We start from the raw sequence: 13562 nt of genomic DNA, 5'->3' as shown, positions 1-13562 counted from the left end.
GTGAACAACCTGTTCGACAAGGATCCGCCGCTCAACGGTTCGTCGAACTGCCCGACCGGTCCTTGCAACGGCAACACCTGGCCGCAAATCTACGACGCCTTCGGCCGGTACCTGTTCATCGGCCTGACCGCCGACTTCTAAGTCGAACGTCACGTCAGACGACTGCGTGGGGCGGCGGAGCAATCCGCCGCCCCATTCTTTTTGCCGCCGCCGCTGCTAGGTTCGGCTGGTGAGCAATACGTGGAACACCGGGCGCTTCAGCGTCAGCTTCGGCGGCCCGCCAGCGCCCCGCCCCGCCGTCGCGCCGGGCGACGCCGCCGAGGCCGCCCGCTGGGGCGCCGAGGGCGACCGGCTGCGGCTGGCGGGCGATGTGGCGGGCGCCGACCGCGCCTATGCCCGCCAGATGCGCGCGACGGTCACCGATCCCGAGCTCGTCCGCGCGGCCGACGCGCTGATCGCGGGCGATCTCCCCGGCGCCGACGCCCTCCTGCGCGGCGTGCTGGCGCGGCGGCCCGCCGACCCGCTGGCCCTCTGGATGGCCGGCGACGTGGCCTCCCGCTGCGGGCGTAACCACGACGCTGAGACCTTGCTCGCGCGCTGCCTGGACCTTGCCCCCAGCCTGACCGCCGCGCGGTCTGCGTACGCCATGGTGCTGACCTGGCGCGACAAGGTGGAGGCTGCGCTCGCCCAGGCCGACCGCCTGCTCCAGGCTGAACCTGAGAATGCGCTCTACCGGCACCTGCGGGCCTCCTCACTCTCGCGGCTGGGCGAGGACGCGGCCGCGGCGGAGGCCTATGCGGCGATCCTGGAGGCCCACCCCGGCCAGGCGCTCAGCTGGATGAGCTACGGTCACGTGCTGAAGACGCTCGGCCGGCAGGCGGACGCCGTGGCCGCCTATCGGCGATGCCTGGCGCTGGACCCCCGCCAGGGCGAGGCCTGGTGGAGCTTGGCCAACCTCAAGACCGTGCGCTTCGGCGAGGCCGACGTGGCGGCGATGGAACGGGCGCTCACCGCCGAACTCCCCGACGCCGACCGGCTGCAAGTCCATTTCGCCCTGGGCAAGGCGCACGAGGACGCGGGCGCGTTCGCGCAGGCCTTCGCACACTATGCGCGGGGCAATGCGATCCAGCGCGCGCGGCTGGACTACGACCCCGCCGAGACCACGGGCCAGATGCGGCGGACCAAGGCGCTGCTGGGACGCGGCTTCTTCGCCGTGCGCGCAGGGCAGGGGGCGCCGCACCCCGACCCGATCTTCATCGTCGGCCTGCCACGCTCGGGCTCGACCCTGGTGGAGCAGATCCTGGCCAGTCACAGCCAGGTCGAGGGCACCCAGGAACTGCCCTACATCCCCGCCCTGGCCGCCCGGCTCGCCGGCCGCGCGCGGCGCGAGAGCGAAGGCGCCTATCCGGACGTCCTGGCGGCGCTGTCGCCCGAGGAGTTCGCGGCCCTAGGCGAAGAGTACCTGGCCCGCGCCCGCACCCATCGGAAGACCGGGCGGCCCTTCTTCATCGACAAGTTGCCGAACAACTTCGCCCACGCCGGGCTGATCCACCTGATCCTGCCGAACGCGAAGATCATCGACGCCCGCCGCCACCCCCTGGGCTGCTGCCTGTCCGGTTTCAAGCAGCACTTCGCGATCGGCCAGCCGTTCACCTACGATCTTGGCGACATCGGCCGCTACTACGCCGACTACGTCGAGCTGATGGCCCATTTCGACGCAAACCTCCCCGGACGGGTCCGCCGCGTGATCTACGAGCGTCTGGTCGCCGATCCCGAGGCCGAGGTCCGGCGCCTGCTGGATCACTGCGGCCTGCCGTTCGAGGAGTCATGCCTGCGCTTCTACGAGAACGACCGCGCGGTGCGCACTGCCAGCTCCGAGCAGGTGCGCCGGCCGATCTTCACCGACGCGGCCGACCATTGGCGCAACTTCGAGCCCTGGCTGGACCCGCTGAAGGCCGCGCTCGGTCCGGCGCTGGACGCCTATCCGGCGGCGCCAGCGATCTAGACGCGCGTTGCGCGGCCACGGCTGCTAGATTGCGCGCCGGAATTTGCCGCGAAGGTGCGTGACGTTGAGCCAGTGGAAAGTCGGACAGATCAAGGTGAAGGCCGGCTACACGCCCGCGCCGACGGCCAGGCCCGCGGGTCCCGCCGCGCCGCCCGCGCGTAGCCCCGAGGCCGACCGCGCCCGGCTGCAGGCGATCCACGCCGCCACCCAGGCCCGCGACTTCCCTCGAGCCGCCACCCTGGCCGAGGCCGCGCTGAAGGACGGGATCGAGCACCCCATGGTGCTGAACCTGGCGGCGCTGAAGGCCGAGCAGGAGGGCCGGTTCGACGACGCGCTGGCGGTGCTCCGCCGCGCGGTGGAGATCGCGCCGCAGGACCTGGGCGCCCGCAACGCCATGGGCCTGGTCCTCACCCGCCTGGAACGATACCCCGACGCGCTCGCCGCCTTCGAAGGCGTGATCGCGCTGGAGCCCGGGTTCGCCGGCGCCCACTGCGCCCGCGGCGCGACGCTGGAGGCCATGGGCCGGCTGAAGGAGGCCGAGGCCGCCTATAATCACGCCCTGGAGTTGGAGCCCGAGAACCTGGGCGCCACCCAGGGCCTCGCCAACCTGCTCAGCCGGCGGGGCGCCCATGCCGAGGCGCGGCCCCTGGCCGAAGCCGTGCTGGAGGCCGAGCCCAACTTCCCCGACGCGGTGATGGTCCTGGCCGCCGCGGACGCCGCCGAGGGCCACGGCGAACGCGCCCAGAAGCGCCTGGAGCTGCTGGCCGGCGACGAGCGGCTGACGCCGCATCAGCGCGCCCTGGCGCACGGCCAGTTGGGCGACGTGCTGGACGCCCAGAACCTCACCGCGGAGGCGTTCCAGGCCTATGCCGCCTGCAACATGGGCCTGTGGCGCGCCTATGCGCCGGTCCATGGCCAGGGGATCGGCGCCCTGGACTTCGCCCGGGCCATGATCGCCGAACTGGACCAGGTCCCGCCCGAGGCCTGGACGTCGAAGCCGGTCGCCGCGCCCGCCGACGGGCCGAAGGCGCATGTTTTCCTCCTGGGCTTCCCCCGCTCCGGCACCACCCTGCTGGAACAGGTGCTCGCGAGCCATCCGGACGTCGAGGCGCTGGAGGAACGCGAGACCCTCGCCGACGCCCAGCGCGCCTTCCAGATGCAGCCCGCCGACGTGGCCCGCCTGGCCCGGGCCACCGAAGCCGAACTGGCGCCGTTGCGGGAGGCCTATTGGGCGCGCGTGAAGGCCGAGGGCGCGGACGTGGCCGGCAAGGTCTTCGTCGATAAGCACCCGCTGCACACCTTCCGCCTGCCGCTGATTCTGAAGCTGTTCCCGGACGCCAAGATCCTGTTCGCCCGCCGCGATCCGCGCGATGTGGTCCTGAGCTGCTATCGCCGCCGCTTCGCCATGAGCGGCTCGGCCTACCAGATGCTGACCCTGCCCGGCGCGGCCGGGTACTACGACGCGGCGATGCGGCTGGCCGACAAGCTGGCGGCGCCCATGGCCCCGCGCACCCTCGTCGTGCGCCATGAGTCCCTGGTGGCCGACTTCGACAAGGCCGTGGGCGAGGTGGTCGCATTCCTGGGCCTGCCCTGGTCGGACCAGGTGCGCAACTTCGCCGACAAGGCGCGCGACCGGGCGGTGGCCACGCCCAGCGGCGCCCAGCTCTCGCGCGGCCTCAGCGCCGAAGGCGTCGGCGCCTGGCGCCGCTACCGCGACCAGCTCGCCCCGGTGCTGCCGACCCTCGCGCCCTGGGTCGCCGCGTTCGGGTACGAGGCCGAATGACCCTGACCCGCCGGCGCGCGCTGCAGACGCTCGCGCTGGGCGGACTGGGCAGCGCCTGCGCCACCAGACCGGGGCTCCGCGCTGGGCCCGTCCGCGAGCCTCTGGTGTCGATCAACCTCACCGACGTGGCGCCCGACCCGGCGCCGGCGACCGGCACCCGGGTGGAGACGGCCTTCGACCAGGCGCGGCGCATGACCGTGCCGGTCCGGCTGGGCAAGCGCGGACCGTTCCAGTTCGTGGTCGACACCGGCGCTAACCGCACGGTCATCGGCGTGGAGACCGCCCAGCGCTGTAGCCTCGTGGGCGACGGGGTGGCGCCGGTGCACGGCATCGTGGGGACCCAGCCCGCGCCGCTGGTCAAGGTGCCCATGCTGCGCGTCGGCATGGTGCAGTCGTCGAACCTCAGCCTGCCCGTCCTGCCGAAGGCCAGCCTCGGGGCCGACGGCCTCCTGGGCATCGACGTGCTGCGGAACCGCCGCATGCGGCTGAATTTCCGCGGCAACACCTTCGAGATCGGCCCGTCGGGCAAGGGCGCGTCGGTGCAGTCCCTGGGCGGGGGCGGCGGCACCCGCATCCCGGATCCTTCGCGCGGCATCGTGGTTCCGGCGCAGTACCGGTCCGGCCAGCTGGTGATCTTCGACGCCGACGTGGCGGGCGTGCCCGTGCGCGCGTTCCTGGACTCGGGCGCCCAGATCACCTGCGGAAACGAGGCCCTGCGCGACGTGTTGGTGCGGGAGCGGCCCGAGTTGGCGGGCCGCATGGTCGAAAGCCAGCTCATCAGCGCCACGGGCCAGACCTCGCCCGCCCGGATCGGCCCCTTGCCCCGGCTGCGGCTGGGCGGCCTGGGGCTGAACAACATCCGCGCCGCCTTCGCCCCGCTGCACATCTTCAGCCTCTGGGGACTGAACGATCGGCCCGCCATGCTGGTGGGCGTCGACGTCCTGCGGCATTTCGACGAGGTCACCCTCGATTTCGGCCGGCGCGAGGTCATCTTCACGCGCGCCCGCGGCGCCGGGCCCGCCGTCGCCTGAGCCTAGCGGATCGGGGTCGGCGCCAGCACGGTTCCGCCGCCGTTGCTCCGCAGCCGGGCCTCGGCCGCCTGGTCGATGATCGCCTGCGCGCGCGGGTCGCCGAACACCCAGGCCGCCGCCGCCAGGGTCCGCGCCGAGGCCGCCGACACCCCCAGCGCCTTCTGCAGGGCCTCGAAGGCGCCGTCGGCGGGCGTCATCCGCCGCAGCGGCACCTCGCCCTCCAGCTTCGCCAGCTGCTTGGCCTTGTCCACGGCCTGGTAGAAGCCGCCGACCTCGTCCACCAGACCAAGGGTCTTGGCCTGGGCGCCGGTCCAGACCCGGCCCTTGGCGATCTCCCGCACCCGCTCGGGCGGCAGCTTGCGGCCCGCCGCCACGCGCGCGATGAAGTTGCCGTAGATGCGGTCCATCCAGCCGGCGAAGGCCGCGCGCTGCTGCGCTGTGAACGGCTGTCCCAGCCCGAACGCGCCGGCATATTCACCGCCGACGCCCGTCTCGCGTACGTCGACACCGAACCTGGCTAGAGCGGGCCCGAGGGCGAACTTGCCGCCGAACACGCCGATGGAGCCGGTCAGGGTGGTGGGCTGGGCCACGATCGCCGAGGCTTCGGAACTGATCCAGTAACCGCCTGAGGCGGCGTAGGTCCCCATGGAGACCACCACCGGCTTGCCCTTGGACTTGGCGAAGCGGATGGCGTCCAGGATCTGCTCGGACGCGGTGTCGGAGCCGCCGGGCGAATTGACCCGCAGCACGATGGCCTTGATCGAGCTGGCCTTCCCCGCGCGGACGATCGCGTCGGCCAGGTCGTCGGAATAGATGGTGGCCCCGCCGGTGAAGGGGTTCGAGCCCGTGTCCGTGCCGGTCACGATCGGCCCCTCAGCCTCGATCACGGCGATGGCGTCGCCGCCGCGACCGTCACGCGCGGGGCGGTTGTCGGCATAGTCGTCGAAGTCCACGGCGCGGGCGCCCTCGCCCGCCTTGTCCAGCAGCGCCTGCTCGGCCTCGCGGACCTGGCCGATGTGGTCGATCAGCCGCCGGGCGAGGGCGTCCTCGGCGAGGTAGGGGCCGGCCTCCAGCGACCGGCGCAACGCCGCGGGATCGGCCTTCCGGTCGGTGGCGGCAAAGGCCAGGTTCGAGGCATAGACCGAGCCCATCCAGCTCAGCGTCGCCTGCTTATGGGCGGGGGTGTAGTCGGAGTAGAGGTAGCCGTTGACGGCGTTCTTGTACTCGTACCGCTGCTCGTACTGCGGCACGACGCCGTACTTGTCGAAGAACCGCTTGAGGAACAGGTCCTCGGTCGCGACGCCCGTCACCTGCAGCGAGGCGCCCGGCTGCATCCAGAACTGATCCGACGCGCGGCCCAGCATATAGGTGGTGGTGGCCATGCCGGCGGGATAGAGCCCCTGGCTGTGCGTGTAGACCGGCTTGCCGGCGGCCCGGAAGTGGTTGAACGCCAGCCGGATCTCGTCGGCCATCCCGGGCTCGAGGCCACCCTCGGGCAGGCGGACCAGCAGGCCCTTGACCTTGTCGTCCGCCTCGGCGCGGCGAAGGGTTGCGATGATCGACATCACCGAGGTCGAGTTGCGCCCGAGGCCCCACAGCGGATTGTGCGGCGCCTGGTCGGTGAGCGGACCGCGCAGGTCCAGCTCCAGCACCGTGTTCGCCGGGATCGGCGCGGGCGCTGCGGCCTGCATGGCCATGCCGATCAGCACGATCGGCACGCCGACCAGAAAAATCACCAGGCCCGCGAAGACCCCGGCCGCCGTGATCAGGAACTGTTTCATCTCACCATAGGGTCGTGCGCCGCCCGCGCGTTCTCAAGGGGCGCTCTCGCACACAATCCCCCGCCCGCCTAGCGGCGTGCGACGATGGCGCATGGAACTCGGGAGAAGATGGTCGCAGGCGGACTGCGTTGCCGACGTTGCTTCCCGCGCCCGCTGGCCCGCCGTCACGGCAGACCGCACTTGCGAGAAGATATTCAGCCTGTGATTGTCTGATCCTGCAGCCACCGCTGCACGCATCGGCCTTCGGTCACCAGCGTTGGGATCGCGGTCTTTGGCACAGGCTCTTGAAATAGCGCCAGCGCCTCCTCGAGCGCCCCCAATCGAAAAAGCGTCACCGCGAGCACCGTTAGGTTGGGCTTCCGCCAGAACCCTGTAGTGCCCCTACCATACCAAACTGACGCCTCGTCTTCGAGAGATCGAACGCATTCGAACCAAGGTATGCCATGGAGTAGCACAGCCTCGGTGACCTCGGCCGGACCTTCGGGATCGTTCTTCCACCAACGGTCGCGGCCGTCGATCAACTCGCCTATCCGTTGACCAAACTGTCTAGTGCCTAGCTGCTTCTCGCACGGGATGGATTTCAGGATCCGCTCGGTCTCGAGATTCTTTGCGAACAGGTTTACCGTGACACCTCCATCGATGGAGCTCTTCTGAAGATCAACCTGGTCCTGTATCTCCCCGCGCCGCCGAACCCAGTCACCGCTCTCCCGTACAAACCCTAGCGGCGTCAGAGCGCGATCGAGCGCTTTGATGTAGGAAGCCCCGCTCATATGAACTTCTTCGGGTCATAGTAGATCACACGGGTCTTCACGCCGGTCGCCTCATACTTCTTCAGAGCGCGCGCGCCGGCGGCTCGACCCGACGGAGTGTTCGGTTTGAGCTCCAACTGAAATGGCTGCGGCTCCTCCCCCTGGCCCCGAACTCGCGGAGGCGTGCGTGCATCAGGCCGCAAAATGCGGCCGTCTTCCAGCTTCACCGTCGGTTCGGACTGCCAGCGGGGTTTTGATGTTACGTCCTGCCTAAATGCGGTGTGCGCGCGGCGCCCCGCGCGCGTGCCCCAGTTGTCGCCCACGTGCAGATATGGGTCGGCGCGCTGCAGCACGAGTTGCGCTTGCCTAGTAACGACTGGCGCAAGTCGCCCGGCGATGTACGCCGCGCCCTCAACTCCGGCGACCGCTGCAACGGGGGCCAGTGCTGGAACCGCCATCCACATGTTGTCCCGGCTAATGGCGCGCTCAGTCTTCTTGAACTCAGCTTGCTGTCTACGAAGCTCCGCAATGTCAGAGTCGGAGCCCCGATACATCCTGTCTGCCAAGGCGGCGACTGGGGTGGTTTGCATGGGAGCAGGTGCCGTGGCGACGCCCCTGCGGCGCTGCTCCAACGTTGCCGCCTGCCTCTCGTTGTGAACGCGTTGTTGCGCTGCCATTCTTGCGTACGGCTGCGCAAGTGTGTCGGGTACGCTACGCGGCTGGTCGCCACGCGCGTATGAGCCAGTTCCGGCCAAGAGTATCTCTCCAATCAATGAATGAAGGCTGCCGCGCAACGCCCGCAGCCTCGACGGCAGCGATCTAGCCGCTGCAACGGGACGAGCTCGGATTGGCCGGACTCAGTGCGGGGCTTGTCCGCCCACTGGCGGGTGGCGCACTGATCGAACCAGTGCGATAATCTCACAAGCTGGGCCATTGTCAAGAACAAAAAGTGAACAGGCCTCGCCTATTTCAGCGGCGGTGTGCTCTGCTCCCAGGTTCTCAGCTGAGTGGGAGGCATCCGACGGCAGCGATCTCCGGCAGCGCCGTTAGGGGCGCCTGGAACGGCCGCTGTCCGGATCGCCGCCGAGTTTGGCATGGGCGACACGGCTTCGCACAATATGCGACCGCCATGACACTCCGATGCCCGGCCACAGTTACTCGGCGCAGCGCGCTCTCTTCACGATTCTGGGCTCAGCCACCCGCTGAGTTCGGCTCGGCCCCGCCCGCAGGCATCGATTTTCCCTATTGCGTTCGGGGTCAATGGGGAAGGGCGCACCGAACGCACACTTCCTTTTCGGGCCGAAGGAGAAAGCCAAGCTTGCCGGGAAAGCGTGGACTAAGGGATCCTGGGCCGCATCCGCGAGTCCGTCTCCGCCTAAGGCGTGAACTTCTCGGGTTGTTGGCGGGAGGGATATCTCCGGGTCAACGCGGGAGAAGATGGTCGGAGTGGCAGGATTTGAACCTGCGACCCCTGCGTCCCGAACGCAGTGCTCTACCAGACTGAGCCACACTCCGACTTGGAGGCGCGCTTATAGAGGAGGGTCGGCGGCCCCGCAAGCGGTCGAAAAAGACCTTTGTCGACGGGCGTTGCATCAACCGGTCCGCTGCGCTATTTCCCCCGCTCCCGAGCGCTGAGACGCCTCGGTGGCCGTTCCTGCTGGGGAATGGTGTAATGGTAACACTGCGGTTTTTGGTACCGTCATTCTAGGTTCGAGTCCTAGTTCCCCAGCCACGGCCGTCCTCCTTGCGCCGGCGCCTCCGGCCCAAGGCAGAGCTTGAGGCTCCAGACAACCCCGAATTGCTGCGACACCCCGTCACTCGGGGAATCTACTTAAGCAATCGCCCCGGATTTCCAGGCCCCGAATCACTGTGGTTCTTAGTCGTTAACCATAGTGAACAGCGATGGAAGACGGGCCGCAGATGATCCCAGGAAACTTCTCAGAAGCGCGCGCACCCCGGGGGCTGGGGCGCCGTTTCGAGATGCGGTCCTAGGGGATTGGGGGCGATCATGGGTGGCAAGGTTTTGATCATCGACGACGACGCGGCATTGCTGCGCCTCATGTCGATGGCGTTTCAGGCGGCGGGATTTCAGACCGTCGCTGCAGACAATGGGCGAGCCGGCATCCGCATGGCCGGCGCCCACAGGCCGGACCTAGTGGTGACCGACATCGTCATGCCCGACATCGAGGGCATCGGCGCCATCAGGGCGATCAAGCAGGGCGCGCGCCCACCGAAGGTGATCGCGATCTCGGGCGCCGGTCGGGCGCGGGGCGCCGACTACCTGAGCTGGGCCCGGCACCTGGGCGCGGACGAGGTGCTGGCCAAGCCCTTCCGCATGTCCGAGCTCATGAAGATTTCCAAGTCCGTCATCGCCAAGCCAACCGTCAACGCGACAGATCTCAGGGGTTAGATCCGATGCACATCCTTCTGGTGGAAGACAACGAAGCCACGGCCAAGAGCGTGAAGCTCATCCTTGGCGCCGAGGGCCACACCGTCTCGATGACGGCCTCCGGCGAGGAGGCCGTCGAACTGGCCGAGATCTACGAATACGACGCCGTCCTCATGGACATCGACCTGGAGGACATCACCGGCATCGAGGCTCTGCGCGAGCTGCGGCAGAAGAAGAACGCCACGCCGATCATCATCCTGTCGGGAACAACCGATGTGGAGACCAAGGTCGCCAGCCTAGCCGCCGGCGCGGACGACTACATGACCAAGCCGTTCCACAAGTCCGAGCTGACCGCGCGCATCAACGCCGTGGTGCGCCGCTCGCGCGGCCATACGGACTCGATTATCCGCACCGGCCTGATCGCCCTGAACCTCAACACCCGCAGCGCCGAGGTCGCGGGACAGCCGATCCACCTGACGCCCAGCGAGTACAAGATGCTGGAGCTGCTCTCGCTCAGGAAGAACACGGTCCTCACCAAGGAAGCCTGCCTGAACCACCTCTACAACGGCATGAGCGAGCCCGAGATCAAGATCATCGACGTCTTCATCTGCAAGCTGCGCAAGAAGATCGCGGCGGTGGCCGGCGGCGACAGCCAGATCGAGACGGTCTGGGGCGGCGGCTACATGCTGCGCGACGCCAAGACCGACGCCAAGCCGCAGGCCCTGGCGGCCTAAACACCGGTTCCCCAGGTTGACGGAGCGGCCGGACCTCCCGGGGTCGGCCGTTCCGATGCGCACCAGCCGCGGCAAGCCGCCGCTACGTAGGAGTACCTAGGTAGAGACCTCGGGATGCCTGCGGCCCAGCTGTGTGCTCTTGATTCGCTCGGCCACATTTTGGCCATGGATGAGGCAGGATCGCGGCGCGCCATGAGCACCGACGGTTTCAAGGCTTCCACGGGGCAGGGCGCCCGGCTGGCGAACCGCGCGGGCGCGCAGGCGGCCCGCCGCCAGGTCAAGCGCCCGGTCCGCCGAAGCGAAGCCCGCGGCGGCGACCCGCGCCTTGAGGCGCTGCACCGCCAAGCCGGCGTGCTGGCCCACGACTTCAACAACCTGCTTGGCGTGATCCTGGCGGCGAACGAGGCGCTGGCCGCCCAGCTGCCACCGGGTTCGGATGGCTACGAACTGGCTCGCATCAGCCAGGAGGCCGCCGAAAAGGGCGCGGATCTGCTGGCCCGCATGGTCGAGCTGTCGCGTCCCGACGCGGCGGAACCCGTGGCGGTCGACGCCGCCGAGGTGGCCCTGACCACGGCCCGCCTGGCCCAGGTCTCGACGCGGCCCGGCGTGACCGTCGTGGCGATGGCCCAGCCTCAGGCGCTGTCCTGCCGCGCCGAGCGGGGCGGGCTGGAGTCCGCGCTCCTGAACCTCTGCGTCAACGCCGGTCACGCGATGCCGGCCGGCGGCGCCGTGCAGATCGCCGCGGCGCCCGCGCGTCTCGACGGCGAGGCCGCCGCAACCCTCGATGTCGACCCCGGCGACTACGTGGCGCTCTCGGTCACCGATCCCGGCGTCGGCATGTCGCCCGAGGTGCTGGCGCGCGCGACCGAGCCCTATTTCACCACCCGCGCAGGCCGCGGCGGCACGGGCCTGGGCCTGGCTGGCGTCCGTGACTTCGCCCGCCGCGCCGGCGGCGCTCTGCGCCTGGTCTCGCAACCCGGCCGCGGGACCACCGCCACCATCTATCTGCCGCGGGCGTAGGCGCTACGCCGCCCCGGCGGTGATGGTCGAGCGGATGAGGTCGGACAGGCTCTCGGCGCGCATCTTCGACATGACGTTGGCGCGATAGATCTCGACCGTGCGCGGGCTGATGGTCAGCGTGGCGGCGATCACCTTGTTGCTGGCGCCGTCCACGATCAGGTCCAGGACCTGGCGCTCGCGAGGGGTCAGGCTTTCCAGCCGGCGCAGGATGCGCGTGCGCGCCGCCCCGGCGTCCACCGCCGCGTCGTTTTCCTCCAGGCAGTGCCGGACCGCCTTGAGGATCACCTCGCTCTCGTAGGGCTTCTCGATGAAGTCGACGGCGCCGGCCTTCATGGCGTCCACGGCCCGGCTGACGTCCGCGTGCCCGGTGATTACTATCACCGGTAGTATGCAGCCGATCCCTTTCAGCGCCCGGATCAGCTCGATCCCATCCATGCTGGGCATGCGCAGATCGGTGATGATGCACCCCCGCGCGGCGGGGTCGAAGGTGGCGAGGAAGTCGTGGGCGGAGGCGAAGCCGCGGACGGGCAGGCCGTCCGACTTCAGAAGCATGAGCAGTGAATCGCGAGCTGCGTCGTCATCATCGACGACGAACACCGTTCGATCCGCCGCTCCGCTCGCCATCGTCCCCTGCCCGCGCCAGAACAAAACTAAAAGCGGCGCCACCAAGGCGGCTGGGTTCGACCCAGATCCGTCCCCTGTGATTTTCGACTATAGCACTGGAAATCGAGAGGCCTAGCCCCATGCCTTCCGGCTTTGTGCTGGCCAGCGGCTGAAAGAGTCGGTCCATCACGCTTTCGTCGATTCCCGGACCACTGTCCTCGACAGTCGTGACCAACTTGTCCTCAGGTTCCAATCGGGTCGAGATGTTGATCTGGCGGTTCGGGTACTTGGTCACAGCTTCAATTGCGTTGCGCGCAAGATTGACGACCAGCTGTTGAATCTGGATGCGATCGGCGATCACCGTGTCGTCGCCCTTGTAGAGATCGTAGACCAGCCGGACGTTCGCATCGCGCGCCATCAGGGCGATGATGAAGTCGACCTCGCCGATGATCCCGGACAGGCTCTCGGGCTTCTGCAGCGTGCCGCCACGATTGGCCAGGTCGCGCATGGTGCGGATGATCTCGCCGGCGCGCACGGCCTGGTCGCCGGCCCGAGCCACGGCGTCGATCAGATCGTCGTCGTCCAGCTCCAACCGGGCGATCAGGTTGCGCGCCGCGCGCAGGTAGTTCGCCACGGCCGACAACGGTTGGTTGAGTTCGTGAGCGAGCACCGACGCCATCTCGCCCATGGAGTTTGCGCTCCAGACCTGGGTGAGCTGTTCGCGCAGTTCCTCGGACCGGCGCTCGGCCTCCTGGATCGAGGTCATGTCGCGCACCACCATGGTCAGCAGGCGGCGCGAGGCGATGGTCACCTCGCCGATGCGGACCTCCATCGGGAAGGTGGCTCCGTCCTTCCTGAGGCCGGTCAGCTTTCGGTAGCTGCCGCTCACGTCGGCGCCGTCACCCGCGGCGCCGTCGCCGGTGAGGGCGCCGTCTTCGCCCGGGGGCATCAGCCGGCTGACGTTCTGGCCGATGACCTCGTGATCGTTCCAGCCGAAGAGGCGTTCGGCGGGGTGGCTGAAGCTCTGGATGACGCCGCGGTCGTCGATCAGCACCAGGGCGTCGGCGACGATCTCCAGGCTGGCCTGCAGCAATTCCTCGCGCTCGGCCTGGTCGGCGATGATCTCGGCTGCCGCCAGCCGCTGGGCCATCAGCGAGCGGACCCAGCCGGCGATCCCCAGGCCGAGGGTCAGAAAGAGGCCGGCCCTGGCGATCCGCTCCGGCAGCGTCAGGTCCGTCAGGCTTTCGAGGTAGACGCCGCCCGCCGTCATCAGCAGCGCCGCCGTCAGCGACGGCCAGGCGCCGCCATACGCCGCGCAGACCAGCAGGACCGGCGCGCCGAACAGATAGACCGAGTGGCTGAACATCGGGCGCAGGGCAAAGAGCGCGGCCAGCGTGGCCGCCGAAACGCCTACCGCCAGAAGCTGGCCCCTGAGGAACAGGAGGCCAGGGTTCGAACGCGCCATCC

11 protein-coding genes and 2 tRNA genes are annotated in these 13562 nt (G+C 69.0%); 7 read left to right on the top strand and 6 right to left on the bottom strand.

From position 1 onward, the window contains the following. Positions 1-403: 403 nt before the first annotated feature. The 3 genes from AX721_RS22660 (at position 404) to AX721_RS22650 (ending at position 4819) form a co-directional block, all read left to right on the top strand. The gene (locus AX721_RS22660) at positions 404-2005 is read left to right on the top strand and encodes a sulfotransferase (protein WP_082765399.1); all 1602 of its coding nucleotides are present in this window, start codon (positions 404-406) and stop codon (positions 2003-2005) included. Between the two features lie 64 nt (positions 2006-2069). Further along, positions 2070-3788: a sulfotransferase gene (locus AX721_RS22655; protein ID WP_068878234.1), complete on the top strand. Its 1719-nt coding sequence runs from the start codon at positions 2070-2072 to the stop codon at positions 3786-3788. Further along, entirely contained in the window at positions 3785-4819 is a 1035-nt protein-coding gene (locus tag AX721_RS22650) for an aspartyl protease family protein (protein WP_068878233.1), read from the top strand. The genes AX721_RS22655 and AX721_RS22650 overlap by 4 nt, the downstream gene beginning before the upstream one ends. Positions 4820-4821: 2 nt before the next feature. Here the strand turns inward: AX721_RS22650 and sppA are convergent, their stop codons facing one another. From sppA to AX721_RS22635, 4 genes are all read right to left on the bottom strand, one after another. Next, positions 4822-6600: a signal peptide peptidase SppA gene (gene sppA, locus AX721_RS22645; RefSeq protein WP_068878232.1), complete on the bottom strand. Its 1779-nt coding sequence runs from the start codon at positions 6598-6600 to the stop codon at positions 4822-4824. Between the two features lie 194 nt (positions 6601-6794). Then, positions 6795-7370, bottom strand: coding sequence for a DUF4304 domain-containing protein (locus AX721_RS22640; RefSeq protein ID WP_068878231.1), 576 nt, complete (start codon positions 7368-7370; stop codon positions 6795-6797). Beyond that, positions 7367-7939, bottom strand: coding sequence for a hypothetical protein (locus tag AX721_RS27585; RefSeq protein ID WP_156467336.1), 573 nt, complete (start codon positions 7937-7939; stop codon positions 7367-7369). Before AX721_RS27585 ends, AX721_RS22640 begins: the two co-directional genes overlap by 4 nt. An 848-nt stretch (positions 7940-8787) precedes the next feature. Then, a tRNA-Pro gene (locus AX721_RS22635) sits at positions 8788-8864 on the bottom strand. A 143-nt stretch (positions 8865-9007) separates the two neighbouring features. On the opposite strand from AX721_RS22635, the gene AX721_RS22630 reads away from it, so the two are divergent. The 4 genes from AX721_RS22630 to AX721_RS22615 all read left to right on the top strand — a co-directional run bounded on the left by AX721_RS22630 (position 9008) and on the right by AX721_RS22615 (position 11492). Next, positions 9008-9081: transfer RNA gene (locus AX721_RS22630), tRNA-Gln, on the top strand. Positions 9082-9357: 276 nt separating this feature from the next. Beyond that, positions 9358-9759: a response regulator transcription factor gene (locus AX721_RS22625; RefSeq protein WP_068878230.1), complete on the top strand. Its 402-nt coding sequence runs from the start codon at positions 9358-9360 to the stop codon at positions 9757-9759. Positions 9760-9764: 5 nt separating this feature from the next. Next, positions 9765-10472 carry a response regulator transcription factor gene (locus tag AX721_RS22620; RefSeq protein ID WP_068878229.1) on the top strand — a complete coding sequence of 236 codons (708 nt, stop codon included), beginning with the start codon at positions 9765-9767 and terminating at the stop codon, positions 10470-10472. A gap of 192 nt (positions 10473-10664) precedes the next feature. Then, positions 10665-11492: a sensor histidine kinase gene (locus AX721_RS22615; protein WP_068878228.1), complete on the top strand. Its 828-nt coding sequence runs from the start codon at positions 10665-10667 to the stop codon at positions 11490-11492. Between the two features lie 3 nt (positions 11493-11495). Here the strand turns inward: AX721_RS22615 and AX721_RS22610 are convergent, their stop codons facing one another. Both AX721_RS22610 and AX721_RS22605 read right to left on the bottom strand, forming a co-directional pair. After that, a complete protein-coding gene (locus AX721_RS22610; protein ID WP_231733223.1) occupies positions 11496-12044 on the bottom strand; it encodes a response regulator transcription factor in 549 nt (182 codons plus the stop codon). Positions 12045-12072: 28 nt separating this feature from the next. Further along, positions 12073-13560, bottom strand: a complete 1488-nt coding sequence (locus tag AX721_RS22605; RefSeq protein WP_068878226.1) for a sensor histidine kinase — start codon at positions 13558-13560, stop codon at positions 12073-12075. Positions 13561-13562 lie beyond the last annotated feature (2 nt).

It is taken from the genome of Phenylobacterium sp. CCH9-H3, assembly GCF_001557235.1.
Lineage (GTDB): Bacteria > Pseudomonadota > Alphaproteobacteria > Caulobacterales > Caulobacteraceae > Phenylobacterium.
This window is presented reverse-complemented; position numbering and strand designations above follow the sequence as displayed.